Origin of the sequence: Oceanobacillus sp. FSL W8-0428, from assembly GCF_038004405.1 — a bacterium.
Taxonomy (GTDB): domain Bacteria; phylum Bacillota; class Bacilli; order Bacillales; family Amphibacillaceae; genus Oceanobacillus; species Oceanobacillus sojae.
Genome location: NZ_JBBORB010000001.1, coordinates 770,501 through 794,543, shown reverse-complemented (window position 1 = coordinate 794,543; position 24,043 = coordinate 770,501). Strand labels below are relative to the sequence as shown.

The 24,043-nt window shown below is 38.1% G+C and carries 20 protein-coding genes; 11 read left to right on the top strand and 9 right to left on the bottom strand.

Features of this window, described 5'->3' with window-relative positions; all coding sequences use genetic code 11:
• The first annotated feature begins 50 nt into the window (after positions 1-50).
• Positions 51-947 (top strand): ROK family protein, encoded by an 897-nt coding sequence (locus MKY30_RS03465; RefSeq protein ID WP_147212710.1) that lies wholly within the window; start codon positions 51-53, stop codon positions 945-947.
• A gap of 82 nt (positions 948-1,029) precedes the next feature.
• Positions 1,030-2,472, top strand: coding sequence for a family 1 glycosylhydrolase (locus MKY30_RS03460; RefSeq protein ID WP_156985197.1), 1,443 nt, complete (start codon positions 1,030-1,032; stop codon positions 2,470-2,472).
• A gap of 151 nt (positions 2,473-2,623) precedes the next feature.
• Here the strand turns inward: MKY30_RS03460 and MKY30_RS03455 are convergent, their stop codons facing one another.
• From MKY30_RS03455 to MKY30_RS03425, 7 genes are all read right to left on the bottom strand, one after another.
• A complete protein-coding gene (locus MKY30_RS03455; RefSeq protein ID WP_339283393.1) occupies positions 2,624-3,886 on the bottom strand; it encodes a hypothetical protein in 1,263 nt (420 codons plus the stop codon).
• Positions 3,887-4,048: 162 nt separating this feature from the next.
• A complete protein-coding gene (locus tag MKY30_RS03450; RefSeq protein WP_339283392.1) occupies positions 4,049-5,188 on the bottom strand; it encodes an N-acetylmuramoyl-L-alanine amidase in 1,140 nt (379 codons plus the stop codon).
• A 249-nt stretch (positions 5,189-5,437) separates the two neighbouring features.
• The gene (locus tag MKY30_RS03445) at positions 5,438-5,980 is read right to left on the bottom strand and encodes a flavodoxin family protein (protein ID WP_147212714.1); all 543 of its coding nucleotides are present in this window, start codon (positions 5,978-5,980) and stop codon (positions 5,438-5,440) included.
• 265 nt (positions 5,981-6,245) lie between these two features.
• Entirely contained in the window at positions 6,246-7,490 is a 1,245-nt protein-coding gene (locus tag MKY30_RS03440) for an ABC transporter permease (protein WP_341082837.1), read from the bottom strand.
• Position 7,491: 1 nt separating this feature from the next.
• The gene (locus tag MKY30_RS03435; RefSeq protein ID WP_147212716.1) at positions 7,492-8,418 is read right to left on the bottom strand and encodes an ABC transporter ATP-binding protein; all 927 of its coding nucleotides are present in this window, start codon (positions 8,416-8,418) and stop codon (positions 7,492-7,494) included.
• A gap of 306 nt (positions 8,419-8,724) precedes the next feature.
• Positions 8,725-9,459: a DUF2812 domain-containing protein gene (locus MKY30_RS03430; RefSeq protein WP_339283387.1), complete on the bottom strand. Its 735-nt coding sequence runs from the start codon at positions 9,457-9,459 to the stop codon at positions 8,725-8,727.
• Positions 9,456-9,773 carry a PadR family transcriptional regulator gene (locus tag MKY30_RS03425; protein ID WP_339283386.1) on the bottom strand — a complete coding sequence of 106 codons (318 nt, stop codon included), beginning with the start codon at positions 9,771-9,773 and terminating at the stop codon, positions 9,456-9,458. Before MKY30_RS03425 ends, MKY30_RS03430 begins: the two co-directional genes overlap by 4 nt.
• Positions 9,774-10,052: 279 nt before the next feature.
• Between MKY30_RS03425 and MKY30_RS03420 the strand changes: the two genes are divergently transcribed.
• The 3 genes from MKY30_RS03420 (at position 10,053) to MKY30_RS03410 (ending at position 15,230) form a co-directional block, all read left to right on the top strand.
• Entirely contained in the window at positions 10,053-10,553 is a 501-nt protein-coding gene (locus tag MKY30_RS03420) for a DoxX family protein (RefSeq protein WP_339283385.1), read from the top strand.
• 331 nt (positions 10,554-10,884) lie between these two features.
• Positions 10,885-12,075: an MFS transporter gene (locus MKY30_RS03415; protein ID WP_147212720.1), complete on the top strand. Its 1,191-nt coding sequence runs from the start codon at positions 10,885-10,887 to the stop codon at positions 12,073-12,075.
• 5 nt (positions 12,076-12,080) lie between these two features.
• A complete protein-coding gene (locus tag MKY30_RS03410; protein WP_339283382.1) occupies positions 12,081-15,230 on the top strand; it encodes a DEAD/DEAH box helicase in 3,150 nt (1,049 codons plus the stop codon).
• A 69-nt stretch (positions 15,231-15,299) separates the two neighbouring features.
• On the opposite strand, the gene MKY30_RS03405 is transcribed toward MKY30_RS03410, so the two are convergent.
• Both MKY30_RS03405 and MKY30_RS03400 read right to left on the bottom strand, forming a co-directional pair.
• A complete protein-coding gene (locus tag MKY30_RS03405) occupies positions 15,300-16,562 on the bottom strand; it encodes a hypothetical protein (protein ID WP_339283381.1) in 1,263 nt (420 codons plus the stop codon).
• A gap of 61 nt (positions 16,563-16,623) precedes the next feature.
• On the bottom strand, positions 16,624-17,412 hold the full coding sequence (locus MKY30_RS03400; protein ID WP_147212723.1) for a serine hydrolase: 789 nt from the start codon (positions 17,410-17,412) through the stop codon (positions 16,624-16,626).
• A 362-nt stretch (positions 17,413-17,774) separates the two neighbouring features.
• On the opposite strand from MKY30_RS03400, the gene MKY30_RS03395 reads away from it, so the two are divergent.
• The 6 genes from MKY30_RS03395 (at position 17,775) to MKY30_RS03370 (ending at position 23,996) form a co-directional block, all read left to right on the top strand.
• Positions 17,775-18,773, top strand: a complete 999-nt coding sequence (locus tag MKY30_RS03395; RefSeq protein WP_156985192.1) for a TAXI family TRAP transporter solute-binding subunit — start codon at positions 17,775-17,777, stop codon at positions 18,771-18,773.
• Positions 18,774-18,907: 134 nt separating this feature from the next.
• Positions 18,908-19,450, top strand: a complete 543-nt coding sequence (locus tag MKY30_RS03390; protein ID WP_156985191.1) for a DUF1850 domain-containing protein — start codon at positions 18,908-18,910, stop codon at positions 19,448-19,450.
• The gene (locus tag MKY30_RS03385) at positions 19,443-21,437 is read left to right on the top strand and encodes a TRAP transporter permease (RefSeq protein WP_341082836.1); all 1,995 of its coding nucleotides are present in this window, start codon (positions 19,443-19,445) and stop codon (positions 21,435-21,437) included. The genes MKY30_RS03390 and MKY30_RS03385 overlap by 8 nt, the downstream gene beginning before the upstream one ends.
• A gap of 122 nt (positions 21,438-21,559) precedes the next feature.
• On the top strand, positions 21,560-22,900 hold the full coding sequence (locus tag MKY30_RS03380; RefSeq protein ID WP_156985189.1) for an MATE family efflux transporter: 1,341 nt from the start codon (positions 21,560-21,562) through the stop codon (positions 22,898-22,900).
• 17 nt (positions 22,901-22,917) lie between these two features.
• Positions 22,918-23,340, top strand: a complete 423-nt coding sequence (locus tag MKY30_RS03375) for a hypothetical protein (protein ID WP_341082835.1) — start codon at positions 22,918-22,920, stop codon at positions 23,338-23,340.
• Entirely contained in the window at positions 23,340-23,996 is a 657-nt protein-coding gene (locus MKY30_RS03370) for a lysozyme family protein (protein WP_341082834.1), read from the top strand. Before MKY30_RS03375 ends, MKY30_RS03370 begins: the two co-directional genes overlap by 1 nt.
• The last annotated feature ends 47 nt before the right edge of the window (positions 23,997-24,043 follow it).

Sequence of the window (24,043 nt, the reverse complement as noted above, 5' to 3'; positions counted from 1 at the left end):
GTCAAATTGACAAAGTAAATACTAACTTTTCTAGGAAGGAAGAGATATTCATGAATAAGTATATTGCTTTTGATATAGGGGGCACAAAAGTCAAACACGCTGTTTTACTTGAAGATGGGACTTTTATAGAAAAGGGAGCGTACTCTACAAGGAAGTCCAATCTGGATCAATTTTTAACGGATATCATGCTGACTGTGCAAGCTTATCAGAATCGTTTTGATATAGCAGGGGTCGCCATCAGTATGCCGGGATTTGTAAATATAAAAACGGGCTATACAGAAGATGCCGGTGCTATCACTATTTTGAACGGCAAAAATTTGAAGACACTATTAGAAGCGAGACTTCCCTATATTATAGAGATGGAGAATGACAGCAATTGTGTAGCGTTGGCTGAAAAATTTAACGGCAATGCAGTAAACTGTCAGGATTTCATTTGTATCACAATTGGAACAGGAGTGGGCGGCGGTATATTTTTAAATAACAGGATATTTCATGGTCATCAGTTCAAAGCTGGAGAAATCGGCTATATGCTCACACCGGGAAGTCAGCCTGGAAGTGAAACATGGAGCGACAATGGGGCTACTTCCAGTTTAATTAAAAGCTATAAAAAGCAAAAAGGATTAGGTGAAAATAAAGTCATAGAAGGGATAGACATATTTCAGGAAGCAGAAAGTGATACGGAAACGAATCAGCTTGTTGAAGAATGGATGGAACGAATCAGCTTCGGTATTTTTAACATTGCAGGGACACTGAATCCGGAAAAAATTTTAATTGGTGGAGGCGTAAGCGCCCGTGAAGGATTTGCCCAAAGAATAAAGAATCATTTGGAACGGCAGAAGGAATGGGAATTTATAAAAGTTCCAATTGAGACATGTAAGCATAAAAACGATGCAGGTATGCTAGGTGCATTGAAGCATTTCCTCACTCAGAGAGATATGGTGAAGTGAAAAATTTTGAAGAAGCATAAACGCGGGAAACTAGAGTTTGAGACTTTTTGATATTAAGCTGTTGTGGAAGGAGATATGTGGCATGTTATATGAGAATCTAAAGGCCTTCCCCAAGGATTTTCTATGGGGAGCTGCTTCGGCAGCATATCAAGTAGAAGGTGCATGGGATGAGGATGGAAAGGGTATTTCAAACTGGGATAAATTTGTTCGTATACCAGGGAAAACGTATAAAGGAACAAATGGTGATCTAGCTGTGGATCATTACCATCGTTATAAAGAGGATGTTCAGCTGATGGCTGAAATGGGAATGAAAACATATCGTTTTTCTGTATCCTGGGCTCGTATTTTTCCAAATGGAAAAGGAGAAATAAATCAAAAAGGACTTGATTTTTATAATGATTTAATCAATGAGTTAATAAAGCATCGCATCGAGCCGATTTTGACTATTTATCATTGGGATTTACCGCAGGCATTGCAGGATGAGTATGGCGGTTGGGAATCAAGACAAATCATAAAAGATTTTACAAACTATTGTATTACATTATATCAGGCATTTGGAGACCGGGTAAGATATTGGGTTTCATTAAATGAACAAAATGTTTTTACAAGATTAGGTTATCAGACTGCCATGCATCCTCCTGGAGTCAAAGATGATAAGTTATTTTATCAAGTGAATCATCATGCCAGTCTGGCGAATGCCGCTGCAATTAAAGCATTTCGCAGCTATGTACCAAAGGGGAAAATTGGTCCGAGCTTTGCTTATTCACCAGCGTATGCTGCAACAGCAAAGCCTGAGGACGTTCTTGCTGCTGAAAATGCCGAGGAGCTTACAAGTCACTGGTGGATGGATGTATATACCTGGGGCACATATCCTCAAGCAGCATGGAATTATTTAGAACGTAAAGGGATAGCTCCAAAAGTGGAGGAAAGGGACTTTGAGCTGTTAAAAGAAGGCAAGCCTGATTTTATGGGAGTCAATTATTATCAGACAACAACCTTTGAAAAAAATTCTTTAGATGGTATTACATCGGAAGGACATTTTAATACTTCCGGAGAAAAAGGGACGTCAGAGGATACTGGTATTCCGGGTTTGTACAAAACGGTTATGAATGAGCATCTAAACAGAACGAACTGGGATTGGAATATTGACCCCGAGGGTTTACGTATCGGTTTGAGAAGAATTACAAATCGCTATAAACTTCCCGTGCTAATAAGTGAAAATGGTCTTGGGGAATACGATGAAGTAGATGAAGACGGCTCCATAAATGATGATTATCGTATAGAGTACATTGAATCGCATGTGAAATCTATACAGAAGGCTATAACAGACGGGGTAGAAGTAATGGGCTATTGTGTATGGTCATTTACGGATCTTTTAAGCTGGTTGAATGGATACAAGAAACGTTATGGTTTTGTTTATGTTAACCAGCATGAAGAAGGGGAATATGATCTCCGGCGAATGAAGAAAAAAAGCTTTTATTGGTATAAAGCTGTTATAGAGAGTAACGGAGAAAATCTTAGATAATAAATATTTTAATTATAAAAGGCAGCACACATAAGCGCTGCCTTTTATAATTTATAGGAGTAAAAAAACAAATGCTTAATATATATGCTTGTATACGTTTTACAGGTCATATTCTTATATATGCCGGTAAAGTTATGGTTTATACACAAGTTCATTCATCGAATGTGGATAACTCTCCTGAAACAGCATCTAGACCATAAAAATCACTAGTGACCTTTCCGCATAGATGGTACATATTCGTTTGCTGATCGCGAACATATACAGGTTCTAAATCAATGTGCTCGTATAAGCGTTCGGCGGCAGTCTCTTTGTTTACTCTTACTGCTTCAGCTTTTTCAAAGAAGTCAAAAGCATCCAGTAAGGGTGTCGGATCCATATAATTATCAACCTTTAATGTAACTGGATTAATCCACAGCATTAAGGATGGATAAAGGACCCTTGGCGTTTCTTCTGCGGGGTCTAATCTTGCCAATAGATAGCCCTGCTCACGTTTTACAGAGGTTAAGCGCCATTGACCGCTTTCGTCTGGAAACTCCATCCGGAGCAAATTCGTTATCTCTATTACCATTTGATCGATAGCATCATCGGGAATGGGTTTGTCGTTATCCTGACTCTCTCGGTTTTGAAAAACTTCGTCCTCTGTAAATATATTTTTTAAATCTATATCTTTTTTTTCAAACTTCTCTGTGGAAGGCTCTATCCAGGTTAAGATAATATCAAGCGGCTTGTAAGAAAGGTTATTTTCTATTTCACTAAAATAAATAATAGAGCCGGGAGCTTGATTCGGGATAAGAAAACTGGATATAACATAATAAGGCTTCCAGGCAGCAGTAGCTTCATCCGGGACCTCAATAACTTTGCAGTGCTGCTTCACTAAAGGCTTAACTGTCTCATCAATTAAATTAAAAGGCTCCCAATGAATTTGTGATTCATCTGCAAACAAACCGCGTACAAAAAAGCTGGATAACCTTCCTTCTTTATTAAAGTGAATATCTAAGGAGCCGCCGGGGAAAAGCTTTATATTATCCACAGCTGCGTGAAATTCAATATTTTCTTTTGTTTCTTTCATAAGCTTGAATTGTCTGCCATATTCTAATTGTGTCTGTTCTTCAATCCATTCAATAATATCTTCTATGTTATCCACTTGTGGAAATAGTTCCTCGGGCAATAAATTTTTTTCATCCACAAAAACAATTTCTGTTACCTGTTTTGTATCGATATCCACAGATATTTCCACAGTTCCTGCAGGATTTGAATCTTCCTCCTCTTTACTGAGTCCATTTGGAAGCCAGCTCATACTTAAAACAATTTGGTTATCATTATATTTCAGTAAATCATAGCTTTCTAAGTAAAAATCATTCATTTGAAATTGTTCACGAGTTTTTTCAATTATTTCTTCGATAGCAGAATGCATATCTATACCTCACTTTTGACTAATAGAATGATTAAAGTATAACATGCTATATAGCGTTTCTAAAGGAATCTACCAGCTTAATCATATATGTTTAAGCTTCGTAACGAAAAACGGCCTCGAAGCATTATCGAAGCCGTTTTATCACAACTGAGAAATATAGTATTAATTATTTAAGTGGTTAATCAGTCCGTTGGTAATTGCGCGGGCCACACTAGATTGATAGTCCGACGTCTGTACAACAGTTAAATCATTTGGATTTGTAATAAATCCAAGTTCAATCAGTACAGAAGGAGCATTTGTTTCCCGAAGCACTTTATATCCGGCCTGCTGTGTGCCTCTTGAAGGCAGAGAAACAGTAGAAGCTAATGTGCTGTCAAGCGATCTTGCCAATGCAGCATCCGAATCTGAGTTGTAATAAGTAGTTACACCGCTCACTGGAACAGCAGAAAAAGTATCATAATGTAAGCTGACGAAAGCATCAGTATTAGAGCTGTTACTGATTTGTACTCTTTCATCCAACGAAACAAAATAATCGCCGCTTCTAGTCACAGTGACATTTGCTCCGGCTTCTTCCAGCTGCTGGATAACATAATCAGCTGTTGAACTTACAATATCTTTTTCATAGACATTATTTAATCCGATAGCTCCCGGATCCTTGCCGCCGTGACCAGGGTCTATTACAATGTTATATCCAGATAGTGAACCGGAACTGCTGGATTGTGTCTGAGCTGCTTTCACGGTTGGAGCAGAATCGGTACTGGTGTCTGCTTCTTCCGTACTGCCATTTCCATCAGTTGTCAGCCAAGCTGCAATCCATCCTGTCCCTCCTTGAGATAAAGAAATTTCAATCCAATCCCCTGAAGTCGAGATAACGTCATATGATTCTCCCTTATATGCATAGGAGATGATTCCGTCTGATGTACTTGGACCAGAACGGACATAGATACTTTCTGCAGAAACAGTAACTGTCCCGGATGCGCTTGGAGAAGCTTCTTCAGATGACGCTTCCTCCTGATTGGAATTACCGGTTGGAATAAGATGATGTTTGGCAATCCACACTGGTTCACCGCCATAATAGGTTTGCACCCAACCATGTTGTTCATCAAAAACGTTAATTTGATCTCCTTTGGAAAGCTGTCCGACAACGGAAGCATTATTAGAAGGCTCACTCCGAATATTTAAGACAGGAGAGCTGACCTCATAACTATTATTATCTGCCAAGCTTAAAGCCGGCAAAGAAAAACTAATAATAAAAAAAATTGCTGTTAATAATAGATAAAGCTTTTTCGTTTTCTTTTCCATTAAATCCTCCTCTGGATGATTAAGATTAAGTTCATGGTTGGATATTAATAGAATAGCCTAAATACAGAGGAGTTTAAACATGAAAAGCAAAAAATAATTCAATAAGACTAGCATTTATATGTTCTTTTAGGATTAAATAGTTACTTTTAGAAAATAAATACAATTCTTAACAGGGTATCCATACCCCATTCCTGATTTCTGAAATTGCTTTGAATTTTGAAGCTATTAGCAGAAATTCCTGTTGGTAAATTAATTATCTGCAAAAGGAATTAGTGTGGAGGCAGCTTTAAAAGCTCTTGTATCATTTAATATATCACCAGGTTTACTGGCTTTTCCAATAATGTAGCCGGCAAAATGCATTTTATAGAAGTCACATATATATTGAAATTGCTGGATAAGCGGCAGCCCTTTAATAAATGGATTATCACCGCCGACGATAATCACATATACATTTTTTTGTGATAACTTCTCTTTGAAATCAGAGTAATCAGAATCTCTTAAGATTTGTGACCAGCGATCAATAAACAGCTTCATAAGCACTGACATGCTGTACCAGTAAATAGGTGTCGCAAAAACGACCGTATCATGCTCTAACAGCTGATCAATAAGCTTAGTATGATGGTCGTTCACAGGTGTGAATCCGCTTATGTCATGCCTTTGGTCGATAATTGGATGGATTGTGTAATCGCGTAAATAGACATGTGTACCCTGATTCTTAGGTACTGCCTCATAAGTAAGAAGTTCTGTATTGCTGTTCTTGCGTGTAGATCCATGGAAAACGATAATGCTCATAAACATCCTCCTTTTATATTGAAAGAAACGCATTTAGAGGAAATAAAGATAGCAGCTTACACTAATCAATATTAGTCTGTCTAAACCCTGTTCTTAATTAAAAAGCAATATGATACAGGATATGTATGCTTCTGTCAGTGTATGCATGAACATGAAAAACAGAGACTGGAGCTTTCACTGCTCCAGTCTCTGTTTTTATAGAATTGCCATTCAATTATGCTCATTCAGCTAAAGAACAGCCTGCATAAGCACTTTCAACTTTTTACTACATACGAATCCATTTCCAAATTTCTTTTGGAGTTGCGTTCTTGCCATATAAAAGAATTCCGACTTTGAAAATCTTTCCTGCCAGTTTCATAAAAACATAAATGCTTAAAATAATGACTGCAACAGAAATGATAACCTCTATCCATGGCCAGCTGTCTAACAAGGTCAGCCGGATGAGTAATGTTAAAGGGGCAGTAAACGGAATATAGGTGCTCACAGTAGCGACAATCCCATCTGGATTACTGATAACTGGCCCGATAACAACAAATTGTAAGAATGGCAGCATCATGACAAGGCCCTGCAGGTTACCTGCGCTGGAAACATCAGACATGGTTGCGCCAACACCAACAAAAATAGATGCAAACATCAGATAACTTAAGAGAGCAATCAACACAAAGAAAATAGTTCTTGGTACAAACAAATTCTCTAAAATTGGAATATCTGTCTGCCAAATAGCAAATGGAAGTAAAATACCAATAAAGACTGCCACCTGAATAAGACCTAACATAAAGTATCCAATAATTTTCCCTTGCATCAGCTCTGAAGGGGTTAAAGAAGATAAAATAATTTCTGCAATCTTATCTTTTTTCTCCTGAGATGCACTCTGAAAAATAGCCATTCCTGTAAATGTAATAGAAAGCATAATAATACCAGCAAAAACACCGGGTATCATTGTTTCCCAGGGATTATCTAAATCAAACAGGGAATTTTCTTCAATACTGGAAGGGGATCCTCCCTCTCCTTGGTTTGTACCTTCTACAAAGGAGATAGGCTCCATCAGCTGATTTATCTCCTGTTGGCTGAGACCGGATGCTTCTGCCTTGATTACCTGTAAAGGAACTGTTAATGCCTGTAATTGCCCAGGAAATAATGGATCAGCTTCTTCACTGGTGTATGTAGCAATCCGATTTTCCTCCAAGGAATGTTCATTAATAAATAAATAAGCTGTATAAGGTTCATCAACCTCTGTTATTTCAGATTGGGGTGTATCTGTAGTCTGCAAGTCCCATCCAAAATCCTGCTCTTTATTTACTGATTCTATTTCATCAAAAAATCCAATATCTTCATTAATATATAAGGTCATATTTTCAGCAGTGTCCGTATCATCAGAATCTGAGAATAAAGAACCTAAAAAGAAAAATAAGATAAATATAGCTGGTGTAATAAATAATCCAATCACAAATGTTTTACTTTTTAGATTTCTTTTTAGCTCCCATTTTGCTACTTTTAAGGAATTTTGCATTCTATGAACCTCCTTCCTGAGAAACAAGATGCTTATCAGTGGCAATATCAATAAAAATTTCATGGAGAGAAATCCGGTTAATATGTAGTTCCTGTACATCTAATTCATTGGGTAATTGTTTTAACCATTGATGTGGGATTATCCCTTTTGGCAGATGAAGAATCGAGCGGTTACCGCTGTATTCAATGCGGTCGACTTCAGGAATTTTTTCTAACAGAGCGGGCGGGTTCTCTCCATGTAAGACGCACTTGAAATTAGCATATTGCTTTTTCACATCATCTAATGTTCCATAAATTACTTTTTCTCCGTGCTGTATCATAAAGAGACGGTCACACATCTGCTCTACCAGGTTCATTTGATGGGATGAAAGTAAAATTGCCGTTCCATTTGCTGCAAGAGAAGCGATTTCCTCTTTAAAAACCTCTTGACTGACAGGGTCTAAGCCAGAAAAAGGCTCGTCAAGAATAAGCAACTCCGGTTCGTGAAGAATAGAACCGATGAATTGGACCTTTTGGCTCATCCCTTTGGAAAGCTCTTCTACAGAAGTATTTTCCTTTCCTTCCAAATCGAATTTCTTCAAATACATGAAGATGCGTTCTTTCGCTTTATCTAATGGATAATCTTTTAAATCTGCGAGGTATAAGAGGATATCCATGACCTTTACATCCTTATAGAGACCCCTTTCTTCAGGCAGATAACCAATTTTTGATTTGGGAATCCCTTTCCCTGATTGTTGATGGAAATGAATCTCTCCGCTGTCAGGGTACATAATTCCCATAATATTGCGGATAGTAGTGGATTTTCCGGCGCCATTCGGGCCCAGTATAGCCATGATTTCTCCGCGGTATACTTCAAAAGAGATTCCTTTTAGAGCTTCTTTATCTTTAAAAGATTTTTTAAGGTTTGCAACTGTTAATAAGGTATTCATAATCGATAACTCCTTTCTTATTACTAGATAAAATAAGACTTCGTTCAAAGTGTTCGCTCTTTAGTTCTTAGAATGAGGCTGCGGATATTTTTCGTAAATAAACCAAAAAATTTGGATAAAACAGAATAATAAGTGACTAATATTTATTTCCTGATAAAAAATGATTAAAGATGTAAAAGTCCGGTTAAAAACGAAATTTCTTCTTGTTTTATTATACGAAACTACTATTCATATGGTTTCAAAAAGTTTGATTGGTCCTGGTAATTTATCTTTTGTAAAAGGCAGTATGGTAAGGGCAAGAATTGTTTAACGTTTATTTTCATTTGTTTTTCTGCTGATTATATGATGAAGCGATATGATACCCCGAATAATAGTTGGGAGTGCAATCCCTCCAATAATCATAGATGTTAAGATTTGAATAGCATAATCTGTCTCAATAACAAAGAACATAATAATAACAGCGATCAATAAGAGCAGGGGCAGTGTCATTTTCCCTAGAGAGGCCAATCGATGTTTACCTTCTGTCTTCCATTTATTCGAGTACTCTGAAATAGAAGTCCAGGCTATAAGAATGAAAATCACACTGAAAATAACAGCTGCTGTAAAAAGAATAGATTGTAAGACACCGGAGCTCATCAATGCTCCTACCCATAACAGTACAGTTATAAAAAATAACGGAATCGCAAATTTTATCATGGTATTACTGGAGCTTATATATTTTTCTGCTATTGTATCAAGGTCACTGTAAATCGGTTTTGTACCTGGATTCGCTCGAAATAAGTGCATATCTCCTTCCGAAGCAACATGCGACCATCCAGACGATGAAAAAAGGTCAAAGTATTCTTCTTCCTCTCCATCTTCTAATGAACGATAATCAATACAGTAGATATAATCCGAGCTTTCTCCTTTTTCCAGAATATATCCCATAAATTTAAAGTCACAGACATGCCAGCCCTTCAAAGATAATCGGCGCAATTTTTCCATATCCTTCTCCTCAGAAAAAGCCAGCCCGCCTGACATCATATATTTTGTCTGTCTCATTCTTCAGCCTCCTTCAGTCCTGTTTCTGCTAATTGAATCATTTGTTTTCTAAGTTTTAAATCCTCAGCCAATACTTTTCTGCCATTTTCGGTAAGCAGGTATGTTTTACGTCTTGAATCTGATCCATCATGCAAATAAATCCATTCCTGTGTTAACAGCTTTTTAATAATGGTGTACATGGAAGCAGGACCTATTGTAATGACGCCACCTGTTGTTTCTTCAATAAGGCTCATAATAGCGTAGCCATGCCTCGGTTTCGTTAAAGCAGCCATAATATAAAACATGGAATCTGTTAATTGCTCCGACTTTTTCAACCAATCACCTCCAGTATCACTTTAAGATATATCATAAAACGATACAATGGAAATATATCATAAAGTGATATAGAAGTCTATAGTTATATCACAATTTGATACAACTATAAATATCCATAAATTACCTTCACATTTCGTTCAAACTATGTGAATAAATTCACAAAAACTATTTACGAATTATAAATCACATGTTATTATAAAAGTGTAATAAAGGATATCCTAAATAATTAAATGTGAAATATTGAACAAATAATATATTAAATAAAGGGAGAGATTGACATGATGAATTTTCTGAGAACAAACAAATATATTGCAGGGCTTTGGGTAGTTATTCGACTTTATCTTGGATATACATGGTTAACATCTGGCTGGGGTAAGATAGCAGGTGGAGAATTTGACGCAGGTGGTTATTTGCAAGGTGCTCTAGGCAATCCGGATGTACCAGGCTGGTGGGCCACGTTCCTTGAAAATGTAGCAATTCCAGGCTCTGGACTATTTTCAATCGCTGTTATGTGGGGAGAAGTATTTATCGGACTTGGACTAATCTTAGGTATTTTCACAAATCTTGCAGCACTTATGGGTGTTGTTATGAACTTCTCTTTCCTGCTAAGCGGAACATTATCTACAAATCCGCAAATGGCTATTTTGGGAATCTTCATTGCTATCGCTGGTGCAAATGCTGGCAGATATGGTCTGGACCGTTGGGTAATGCCTTACCTTAAAGAAACTTGGAAGCAGCGTGTAAGAAAAGAAAAACCAAAAGAATCAATGGTTGCCTAGCAACAGCAGATAATATTATGCAAATGAAATAGTACAGGAGAGCAGGATATTCCGCTCTCCTGTACTATTTCTATTTAATGAGCTCTATGACATTATCATCGCCTTTTGACAGTAATATTCTCTTTTAAAGTGTCTCTGCTGGATTAAATAAAATTCAGCAGATCTATTGCCCTGTTCACTTTTTATTTTTTGAATATCGTCTAAATAAGAATGTGTTTAAAAAGTATTCTTTGTTATATTTAAAATTCGTTCTGAATTCTTTTCATGTTATTTGTCAGGAAACTCCTGTATAATAGCTTAGGAATGACAAAATGAAAGAAGGATGTTTATTATGTCAGCTCAAGCGCAAACAGTCTCGCAGAACGATAAGATATTTTCGCGGGATTTTCTATATATCTGGATTGCGAACTTTTTTATTTTCCTAGGTTTTCAAATGACTATTCCTACGATACCACTATTTGTGAAAGACCTCGGCGGCAGCGATCAAATGGTGGGAATGATTGTGGGGATTTTTACTTTTTCCGCTTTGCTGATACGACCTTATGCCGGTCATGCTTTAGAAAGTAAGGGGAGAGGGTATGTTTACTTAATCGGGTTAGCTATTTTTGTCCTCTCTGTGGGGGCATTTGCATTTACGGCGAGTATGTTATTTTTAATTATTATTCGAATTATTCAAGGTGTCGGCTGGGGATTCTCGACTACAGCCGGAGGAACGGTTGCAACAGATTTGATTCCGCCCAAAAGAAGAGGAGAAGGGATGGGCTATTTTGGTTTATCTGGAAACATTGCTTTGTCTTTTGGCCCAAGTCTGGGTTTAACCTTAGTTGTCCTTATTTCTTACCAGCAGCTTTTCTTATTATGTGCATTATGTGGTGTGTTTGCATTTCTTTTTGCGATGCGCATACGTTATAAAAAAGTAGATCCGGCACATCAAACAAGAGTAGCGCGTTTTGATGTATTGGAAAAAAGTGCATTACAGCCATCGATATTATTATTTTTTATTACATTTGCTTTTGGAGGAATAGCTACATTCCTGCCTCTGCATGCGATACAAAGAGGTGTGGAGGGCATTCAGCTTTATTTCTTTATTTTCGCTGTATTTATCATGATTTCCCGGCTGTTTTCGGGCAGACTATATGATAGAAAAGGTCATAAATTGATTTTCCTTCCTGCGGTATCGCTTATATTAATATCCATGCTTCTCCTGGCATGGTTGCCAAATACGACAGTTTTGTTAACAGCAGCCGCTTTGTTTGGTCTCGGATTTGGAGCTGTTCAACCGGCATTGCAAGCCTGGGCAGTTAATCGGGCGCCTGCTGACCGAAAAGGAATGGCAAATGCTACTTTCTTTTCCTGTTTTGATCTGGGAGTAGGGATAGGAGCAATCTTATTCGGGCAAATTGCAGCAATACTTAACTATACATCTATCTATTTAACAGCAGCAGCCTCTATCGTTATTTCTATACTGATTTATGTATTTACTGTCCTTGGAAAATCATCTGACAACGTAAAGGTGGGTTAACAGATTTGAAACAAATAAAGGATATGAATATCAAAAATGCGTTTCCTGATAATTTTTATCGTCGCGGCCTAGTTTATTTTAAAAATAATAAAGTACATGACCTAATGTATGATTATAATAATTTAACCTGGTCAGCAACAGTACAAGGAACAGAGGATTACTTAGTAGAAGTGAATACAAATGATTTGCAGCAGGGTTCCATTGATATGCATTGCGATTGTCCGGCGTTTGAGGTATATGGGTACTGCAAACACATTGTGGCAACATTATTAGCGGTTCAAAGCTATGAAAAAAATGATGTGCAGCCTAAAGTAAATCATTATCGCCTGAATCGTTTTATGGAAGCTATCCGGGGTACGAGAAATATAACTGAAAACTCTTCTTACCAACAGCCTGTGAATGTAGAGTACATCTTAAGCTGGTCTTATCTGAAGCATTTGCAGATTGAAATGAAGATTGGTGAGAAGCATCGCTATGTTGTGAAGAATATAGCAGAGTTCTTAGAAAATTATTTTAGAAAAAGAGATAATTATTTCTCCAAGAAATTTACATTTCAGGCAGATAAGCATGTCGTAAATGAAGCAGATCAGGAAATTTTTGAGCTGTTGTATCAAGTGTGCAAAAGCGCGGAACTATATGATTCATATAACTATTCGGGAAGAAGCAGTGAAAGATACCTACTTATTCCGCCAGTACTTGCAAAAAAATTATTGTATCAATTAATGGAACGTGAAACCAGTGTTAAAACAGAACGAGAAGAATATAAAGAGCTGCAAATTGTGGAGGGAGAGCTTCCTTTTCAATTTGACGTCATGAAAAATGATCAGCATATTTCGCTCAATCTGCAGAATGGCAGTGCAATGACGTTTTTCCCGAACTATGATTTGCTGTTTTTAGATGGTATTTTCTACTTTCCTGAAAGGGAACAAGTCCCAGTTTTGAAGGAATTAGAAATGTTTCGTTTAGAAAATATCTATTTTGATGTCCCAGTGGAACAGACGGACACATTCCTCTCTGAGATTATGCCGGCACTGGAAACTGTCGGCGAAGTTCAATTAGATGAACGCATTGCTGATGAAGTGGTTAAAGAGCCGCTAAAAGCAAGATGCTATTTGGAATTAAAAGAAGATATGGTCGTCGGGCGCCTGGAATACCATTATGGAGCCTATGTGATTGATCCATTTCAGGGGAAAAAAGATTCTGATGTGATGCTGATTCGAGATGTTGATAAAGAACGCCAAATTATGCAGCATATTGAAGAAGCAAACTTCAGATATAATGGCAGAGAGCTTTATATGTCTGTGGATGAAGAAGATTTATATTATTTCTTATATAAGATTTTACCGTCCTTGGATAAGGATGTGGAATTATTTTTATCCAGTGAGTTTAAAATGCTATTCTTTGATTATGATCCCCAGCCAAGCACAAGTGTTCATATGGAAGGGCAAAATAATTTATTGGAAATTGGTTTCTCCATTGAAGGTGTAGATGATAACGAAATTAATCGTGTACTCCAGGCTGTGATTGAGAAGAAACGTTATTTCCGGTTGGATTCCGGTCAGATGATGAATCTGGATACGGAGGAATTTACTTCTATTCAAAGGTTTTTTGATGGATTGGGAATGGATAAGAATGCTGTTCAGGATGGGCAAGTACAGATGCCTGTATATCGTGGTGCCCAGCTGGATGAGCTGCTTGATACAAAAAAACAGTATGACTCGAATTTCAGAGAATTATTAAGCCATTTGAAGTCACCGGAAGAACAAGTGTATGAACTTCCTGAAAAATTACAGGCATCCTTACGTACGTATCAGAAGGTCGGTTATCAATGGTTTAAATCACTAAGCCAGTATCAGCTTGGCGGAATTTTGGCAGATGATATGGGACTTGGGAAAACACTGCAGGCAATAGCGTATATTACCTCTGAATCAGAAGGAACACCTGTTGGTCCGCATTTGATTGTAGTTCCATCCTCCGTTGTTTATAACTGGAAAAATGAGCTGGAGAAATTTGCACCGCATTTAACTTCTGTGATTTTGACGGGTCAGCCAGCAGAGAGACATGAGCGTATGAACGACTCGATGGGGAAGGATGTCTGGATTACTTCTTATGCGACTTTGCGTCAGGACATTGCGTATTATCAGGAAATCACATTTCAAACATTATTATTAGATGAGGCGCAGTATATTAAGAACTATCAGACGAAAACATCTAAAGCCATCCGTACGCTGAGTGCAACACGGAGATTTGCGCTAAGCGGCACCCCTATTGAAAATTCTATTGAAGAGCTGTGGTCTATTTTTCAAGTAGTCCTGCCTGGGCTGATGCCGGATCAGAAAACATTTAAACAGCTTGATGCAGGGAAGGTATCGGCCATTACAAAACCATTTATTTTAAGGCGCTTGAAACGGGATGTGTTAAAAGAGCTTCCGGATAAAATTGAATCCGTTCATATTTCTGAATTAACAAGTGATCAAAAGGACCTGTATGTTGGCTATTTGAGAAAGCTGCAGCAGGAAGCCGCTACGTCTATGAAAGAACATGTATTCCAGCAGAATAGAATGAAAATCTTGGCAGGCTTGACCAGATTGCGACAGATCTGCTGTCATCCATCTACATTTGTGGAGAATTATGAAGGAAAATCAGGCAAGCTTGAACAGCTGATGGAAACTGTCGAAACGGCAATTAATAACGGGAAGAGATTACTGATTTTCTCCCAATTCACCAGCATGTTAGAAATTATTCGCGAGCGATTAGAGACGTCTGGTTATGAATATTTTTATCTGCATGGTGAAACACCTTCCAAAAATCGTGTTGAAATGAGTGAACGGTTTAATCAGGGAGACAAAAGTATATTCCTTATTTCTCTGAAAGCTGGAGGCACCGGCTTAAATCTTACTGGCGCAGATACCGTCGTTTTATATGATTTATGGTGGAATCCGGCAGTAGAAGATCAGGCGGCAGGGAGAGCACATCGTTTTGGTCAAAAAAATGTTGTGCAGGTCATCCGCCTAGTAACAGAAGGTACAATTGAAGAAAAAATATATGAGCTTCAGCAGAAAAAGAGAGAATTAATTGATCAGGTTATTCACCCTGGGGAGACAATGCTTTCTTCATTAAGCGAGGAAGATATTAAAGAGCTTTTAAGCTTGTAGATCTTAGAAGGAGCTTTGCTTTAAGTTTAGAAAAAAGACGGCCTACAACCGTCTTTTTTCTTTTTCATTTTATTGCTTTAAAATAAACAGCTTCCTTGGCCTGCCTTTTGTATACGGGCTTTCTTTGCCGGATATCTTAATAATCTCGCCGGAAAGCAGTTTTTTGACAGTCCGCTCGGCACTGCGCTTGGTGACCTGGTAAAAATCTGCAATATCATTTGATGAGAAAGGCTCATTATTCCGTTCTACGATAAATTGGATAAAAAGATAAGATAATTCATTGTTTAAACGGGCTTGATGGACAAGTGCATAAAATAATTTATTTGTGTCAATATTCCTGCGTTGGCCGATTGGTCCGATCTTTTCCTGGCATTCATTAATCAGATAACTGATACTGCCTTTGTCTCTTTGACAAGCTTCTAAGGCCAGATAAGCATGTTTTTGAGAAGAAAGAGGGTTCAGACCGAGCCCGAATGCCAGCGCAATCGGGCTTCCGGCAATTTTTTCTACATCATCCATAAGCGGAAAGGCGCGATAATTTTCCTTAATAACTTTAATCAGCTTACTAGTACCAATGATAAAATAGTGGCTATCCTTCGTTGGCAGAAGCATAGCATCATATTTTTTGCAGAATTCACTCAAATATTTTCTGATTTCTGTATGTATTTGATGATGCAGATGAATAGGAAGGCTTTCTTTCAAGGATAAAATACCTGTCATGACGAGATTTGTAGAATAACTCTCTATTTCCAATATCTGCACTGTTTTTTCTAATGCCTGGATAATACACTTTTCAGCAATTTGAATAAAATGAACTGGGAAGCCTTCCTGCAAGAGTCCGATATAGACATCTTTTCTGGAGGTTAGAATCAAATCTGTTTTTTGCTGAGAAAATAACTCCTTATGAAAATCAATTAATTTTTGTATGTTTTCGACATCCTGCTTATGGTAATCGATTGAAAATAGCTCATATTCTGTCAGCATGGTGTCATGAGCGGAATCAACCAGCTTTATATGATCTGGATAATCAATAGACAAGCATTTTTTAGGAGAAAGTTTTCCTGTATATAAGATAGACGATAGGATACTATACTCATCATAATCAATATAAAACATCATTTGCTTATGCTTTTGTTTTACAGCTTCATGATAAGAACAATAATCTGTAAAGAGCAATGCATCACACATAACAGCTCTCTCTGCCTGGGCCGCAGCATCACATGGATCAGAGAATATAAAAGGAAGAACCTCCATGGACGCGAACTGTTTTGTGATTTCCTGTACCCTTTGAACGATGTTTTTTTCTCCCAGAATTCCTAATTTTATATTCATTTATTTCCCCCTTGTATAGACCCCTGTATTCTTAATGGGGAAAGGAAATATGTTTTTCCGTTCACCCCTTTAAATAATGGTATATATGTGCTCCTGAAGCTTGATGGAATTGCTGCCCTTCTCCATTATTTGCCCAGCCCTCGGTAAGCACGACAGCTTTAAGAAGCTTATCTGCTGTTTGGAATATAGCGGCATCATGCTCAGCTCCAGTAAGTTCCCCTGTTTTATGAAAAGTCTTGATGTCTGAATCATAGGAAGAAAAAGCAGTTAGTTTACTGTTAAACTGCTGATTTTCTAAGATAGTTAAAATCTGCTGCTGGCGGTGCTTTGGCATAATGTGATTAGGTTCTGTAAATAAGTCGAGAAGAAGCATGACATCATAGCAGGTTGTTACATTTTCTAATCCAAGCTGTATGGCCTTTTCATCCATCAGCTTTCTCTCTAATTTCGTATTATTACAATGAATCTTTTTAATAAAGGCTTGGATATAATCCAGACCGATGAAATCAATGAGTGCATTTGTTGCTGTATTATCAGAAACAATAATCATCAGTTCAAGCAGCTGCTGGTACGTATAAGTTTGTTTATCTGATAAATAAGAAATGACACCGGCACCGCCTGCCATATCTGAATCGGGAAGGTTCACCTGCTTTGACAGTTCAATATTCCCTCTCTCTTCTTCATAATAGGCAGCGGCAAGGATAAACAATTTAATAATGCTGGCCGCACGGAGCTGCTTCATTTCATTGAAAGCGATCTGATTTCCTTCAGATTTAATAAGGTAACAAATTTTTACTGGTGGTAATGGCTTTATAGAATAGATTGCATGTTTTAACAGTTTTAATGACAAGCTTCATCACCTCGTTTTAAAGTGGACTATCATAATCGTATGGAATATTCAAAAAATAGTCAAGAATTACTTGCGATAAGCATTGTAATGATAATAGAATATAGAGTATTTTCTTAGGGGTTGTAACATAAAATAAAAATAGAGTTTAAAATACCGAAAATTAATTATACTTAAAATGTAATCGATTTCTATTTTAAGAATAATTTGACGTTTATGTTAATAATATTGTAAACTTATTGCAGGAGCTATACCTTTTTGGCAGGTAAGAAAGTTTAAACTTTCTTACTGCATAAGCGCAACTAAGGTTGTCAATTAAAGGTTTAGTGACAACCAAGTTTTCTAATAAAAAGGGGGGACTTTTGATGAAAAAGAAATGGTTAAGCCCGCTCGCACTTATCTTTGCATTATTTTTATTTTTAGCAGCCTGTGGCGGGGATAATAACGATAGCAGCGAGGGAGATGGTGATGGCGGAGACAGCAGCACTGATCCTGACATGCTTCAGCTTGCTACTGGTGGTACAAGCGGAACTTACTATCCACTGGGAGGAGAAATGGCGAACATTATATCTAAAAATACAGATGTATCAGCAAACGCTATTTCTTCCAATGCTTCCGCAGAAAACGTGATATCGATTGAAAATGGTGATGTAGATATTGCTTTTGTACAAACTGACGTTGTAGCACATGCTGTGGAAGGAATTAATGCTTTTGATGAGCCTGTAGAGCATGTATTAGCACTGGGTTCTCTATACCCTGAAACAGTGCAGATTGTAACGACTGGTGATTCTGGAATCGAGTCTGTAGAAGATCTCGAAGGACGAACAGTATCAGTAGGCGCACCAGGTTCAGGAACATATATTAATGCTGAGCAGATTTTAGAAGTCCATGGTTTAACAATGGATGATATTGATGCACAAAATCTGGATTTCGGTGAATCTACAGGCGGTATTCAAGATGGTAATATTGATGCGGCATTTATTACAGCTGGGACGCCGACAGGTGCTGTAGAAGGATTATCCGCAACCGTAGATGTTGCTATTGTACCATTTACTCAAGATAAAATTGATGAACTGGTGGATGCGTATCCTTATTACGCTCCAGACACTGTTGAAGCAGGAACTTATGGACTGGAAGAAGATGTAGAAACAGTAGCGGTCCTGGCGATGCTGGCAGTCAGCGATTCCTTGTCCGAAGACCTTGTTTATGATATAACAAAGGCTCTTTATGAAAATGCAGAAGGAATGGCACATGAAAAATCTTCCTTTATCACGCTGGATAACGCTTTAGATGGAATTGGCATTGATTTACATCCAGGTGCACAGAAATATTTTGATGAAGAGGGAATTGAATTGGATAATTAACCTGAATAAGCCGGCACCACCCTGATGGATAGGGAAAGGCTGCCGGTTTTTTTAGAAAAAAATTATAATTCATAGAAGGCTTGTTATAGAAAAGGCCGCATTTTTTATTTGGATGTTAATTAGGTGATGCTGGTATGCAAAGGAAAAAAAGACTTGTTTTGCTTGTAATCATTATCATTATTGGAATTAGTATTGGCGTGAATTATCCGATTCAGACAGCTTTGATTTTTCATGATGGGGAATCCGGAGAATTGACGGCTTTTTTACCTTTACATGAAAATGATTCTTTCTCAATTACCTTTACGCATTCGATTCACTTAACGGATGTGGTTGAAAAATATAAAGTAACAGATGATTTACAAATTGAGCAATACGAAATTATATACGAAGAATTTGGTATCGGAATGCCCAGTAATGCCGGAGAGAATGAAGAATTTATCTATGAGGATGGAAAATATCATATCAGAAATATGAAGCACCAGTTTGAATCGTTAAATATCCGTAATGGGAAGGTTGTGTCCAATCACCGCTTAGCCTGGGGGGAGAAGAACAGTAATGACGAGGCATGCTGTGAAGTTCCTTTTAACGATTACTTTGAACCTGGTGACTGGTATAAAGTAAAAGTAGATTGGATTACGTTATTAGATTATTGGGAAGGAGAGAGGATTCATGAGTGAGAAAAATAATGAAAATCTCTCAGAAAAAGAGCAGCAGGAATTATTGGAAAAATATGATACAGAATCAAAAACAAGAAATTTAAAAGGAATTATTGCCAGTGTTGTCTTTCTCCTGCTAATTGCATTTTCGATATTTCAGTTGTACACCGGTATTTTCGGGCAGTTTACAGCCTACATCCAGCGGACTGTTCATTTAGGCTTTGCGCTTGTACTTATTTTCTTATTGTTTCCGGCTGTCCGCGGAGCAAAGAAAGATACAGTTCCATGGTATGACTATGTATTAATGGTTCTAGCAATTGCTGTCTGCAGCTATTGGCCGGTATTTTATGATACACTTGTGCAGCAATTTGGCGGGATTTCACTTATGCAAATGATTATTGGCGGCTTAGCTATTTTACTTGTACTTGAAGCAGCCAGACGGGCAGTTGGACTTCCAATTATCATTATTGCGCTGCTGTTCCTCTGTTATGCACTGTTTGGTCCCTATATGCCGGGGGCTTTTGCGCACAGAGGACTGTCGCTTGAACAATTGATTCAATCGATGTTCTTTACAACAGAAGGAATACTGGGTACACCTTTACAGGTATCCTCGACTATTATATTCTTGTTCCTTTTATTTGGAGCTTTCTTAGTACAGACAGGTATTGGAAATTATTTTAATGATTTGGCCATATCTATTGCAGGAAAAAGAGTCGGCGGGCCCGCAAAGGTAGCTATCTTCTCCAGTGCTTTAAATGGAACAATTTCAGGAAGCTCAGTTGCGAATACAGTAACAACTGGATCATATACGATTCCTATGATGAAAAAGCTCGGTTATCGGAAGAACTTTGCCGGTGCTGTTGAGGCAGCAGCCTCAACAGGTGGACAAATCATGCCGCCAATTATGGGGGCTGCCGCCTTTTTAATGATCGAGTTTGCCGGGGAAAGCTACTGGAATATTGCTAAAGCAGCTATTATTCCGGCGATACTTTATTTTGCAGGTATTTGGATTATGACACATTTTGAGGCAAAACGAACAGGCTTGGTTGGATTGCCGGATGAGGAAATACCGAGTAAACGTGCCGTTTTGAAAAAAATACATTTATTAATACCAATTTTAGCAATCGTTTATTTCTTATTTACAGGTATGAGTGTCGAACGTGCGGCTGTTTATGGTATTTTATCAATCGTTCTTGTCAGCCTGTTTCGAAAGGATACAAGGATTACACCGACAAAATTTCTTGTGGCGTTGGAGCAGGGTGCCCGAACTGCACTTGGTGTAGCAGCAGCAACTGCATGTGCCGGGATCATTGTAGGTGTAGTTACTAAAACAGGGCTTGGCTTGACGCTTGGTAACAGTTTGGTTTCTATTGCTGGTTCAATTGCGAGTTCACCAGAGATTCAGTTAATGCTGACACTCGTATTTACCATGGTTACATCGATTATTCTTGGAATGGGGTCTCCTACAACAGCTAACTATATTATTACATCTACGATTGCCTTACCGGCTATTGTGGCACTGAATGGTCAGCTGGAGGTTGCTATTCCAATATTAGCTGCACATATGTTTGTATTCTACTTTGGTATTGTAGCTGATATTACGCCTCCTGTTGCCTTGGCCGCTTTTGCAGCAAGCGGTATATCTGGGGGAGAGCCAATTCGTACAGGAGCAAATGCAACTAGACTCGCAATTGCAGCATTTATTATTCCATATATGTTTGTGTTGAATCCGACATTGCTAATGATTGATACGACTGTTTTTGAAGTAATTATGTCATTAATTACCGCCATGCTGGGAATGATTGCAATTGGCGCAGGAATGATCGGTTATTGGTATCGCAATGTGAAATGGTATGAACGGATTATAGCAATCATTGCCGGACTTTTATTAATCTATCCAGAAGGGTATTCTGATACGATAGGCTTTATTATATTTGTTGTTATGTTTGTGATTCAGTACATGTCGAGGGATAAAATGGACAGGAACAACAGAGTGCAAGCCAGCTAGTTAAATTTTTTTCAGAAGAAGCGCTTATTATGCTATATAATAATGGGCGTTTCTTTCTTTTTTTATCAATTTCCCTTTATAATAAAAGGCGTAAGGTAAGAGTGAATCAGGAGTGCAGTTAAATGGCTAAGAAATATGATTTTACAAAAGGCAGTATTGGAAAAAGTCTATTTTATTTTTCAGGTCCAATTCTTTTGGCAAACCTGCTGCAGATATCGTATCAATTTATTGATAGTCTGTGGGTTGGGAATCTGCTTGGTGCGAATGCTTTAGGTGCTGTTGCTATTTCCGGGAGCATTCTATTCGTTGTGCTCTCGCTTATTATTGGTTTAAATAATGCTGCGTTAACTATCCTGTCTCAGCAAAAAGGAAAACAGAATGAGGAAGGTCTAAAGCGTTATTTAAACGCATTTGTTGTCCTTATGACATGTATTGCTTTATTACTTGGTGTTTCAGGATTTATTTTTGCAGAGGTACTGCTGAATTTACTGGGCACACCAGAGGCTATGCTGACAGATGCAGCAATTTATTTGCGGATAAATTTTATTGGAATCCTATTATTATTCGGCTATAACTTTATAAGCACAGTGCTGCGATCCATAGGAGACAGTAAAACGCCGCTTTATTTTGTGACAGCAGCGGTGATATTAAATGCGGTACTGGACCCATTATTTATTGATACGTTTGGATGGGGTATTACTGGTGCAGGATATGCTACAGTAGTATCACAGGGATTTTCTTTTTTGCTTGGTTTCTTTTATATTGTGAAGAAGGATCTAGCTCCATTTACCATCCCGAGTATGCCAAGCTGGAAAGAGATTAAATTAATTTTGCATATCGGTATTCCTTCCAGCCTGCAAATGGCTGTTATTTCTGCCGGAGCAGCGGCAATTATTGGGGTTGTAGCTGCGCAGGGAGAGGCGGTTGTCTCAGGGTATAGTGCGGCACAGCGTTTAGACAGCTTGTTGATGCTGCCTGCACATGCTTTAAGCATCGCAATTTCGAGTATGGCTGGTCAAAATATCGGTGCTCAGAATTGGGGCAGAGTCAGGGATGTTGCTAAATACGGCGTTATCTATAATTTTATTATTATGCTGCTGATCGGCATTATCGTCGCCGTTTTTGCTGAATATGGTGTGAGATTGTTTATTCAGGACGAAGCATCTGTCCGGTTTGGAACATTATATCTCCAGATCGTTGCATTATGCTATCCGTTTTTAGGGATTAATTTCATATTAAATGGGGTGGTCCGAGCAGCGGGAGCAATGTACGCAGTTTTGGTATTAAATATTATTTCCTTCTGGATTTTGCGCTATCCGCTTACGGCTTGGTTCTCCAGTCTGTTTGGTGAGATTGGTATTGCATTCGGTGTAGGAGCAAGCTTTATCTTAAGCAGTATCGCTGCTATTATGTACTATCGTTTTGGGAAATGGAGAGAGAAGAAGTTATTTGCAGATGCTTAAACAGGGAGGGATACTAAATGGTTTGGCTGACTGGTATATTATCAGGCTTTGTGCTGGGAGGATTTTTATATGTATTCCAGCAATGGACAGCTATCCCTGTTTACACATTGCTGATGAATGTCGATTATTTTCCTGTTCTAGGGAGCATGTATTTGCCTGATTGGATCGAAATTTCTTTGCATCTGCTTGTTTCAACATCTGTAGTATGGGTACTGTACCTCCTGTTAAAAATGAAAAAATTGGAGCAGAGACTGGCTCTTTATTTACTTTGCAACGGCGTAATTGGGCTTATTATTTTTCCAACGACGATATTATCTGACCGGACACCAGAAATAGATAATATATGGGCATGGATTATCTGGCTGTCAGGTCACATGGTATATGGATTCTCGGTGTGGGGGATGCTTAAGCTAGGGAAAGCTTTAAAGGAGAAAAGATAATGAAACAAAAGAAATGGCGTAAATTGGTAGATTTAATAAAATACCTGATGATAATTGGACTTGTATTTGGTCTGTCCTTATTAATACTTTCCTTGATAGTTTATCAAATCACTGATAAGCCAGAGCGGGAGTTTGAAAAGGCAGATCCTGTACCAGCTTTAAATCAGCAGATTTGGGAATATAAACCACTGGTTGAGAAATATGCGAAACAACATGGAATTGAAGAGCAGACCAATACCATTCTGGCAATGATGATGCAGGAATCTGGTGGACGCGGTACGGATCCGATGCAATCCTCTGAAAGTCTATGTGGAGAAATAGGGTGTATTGATGACCCGGAGCATTCTATTGAACAGGGAGTATCCTTTTTTGCCTGGATATATGAGCAGGCGGAGGGGGATGAAGAGCTGGCCGTACAAGCTTATAATTTTGGCCCTGGTTTTATTAGGTATGTTCGAGAAATGGAGGAGAACTATTCGGAGGAAGCGGCAATTGCCTATTCGCAAAACATGTATGAAGAGGCAGGAAGAGAGAGTTCCATTTATTCTTGCCGGAGAGAAGAAGCGGAAGAATTAGATGCGTGCTATGGTGATATTTATTATGTTTCTTCTGTAATGTCATATAAGGAAGCAATAGAAATGGAATCGGAAAACTGATATGATGACAGTATATGAAATTCTCTTTATCAAAGAGGTATTTCTAC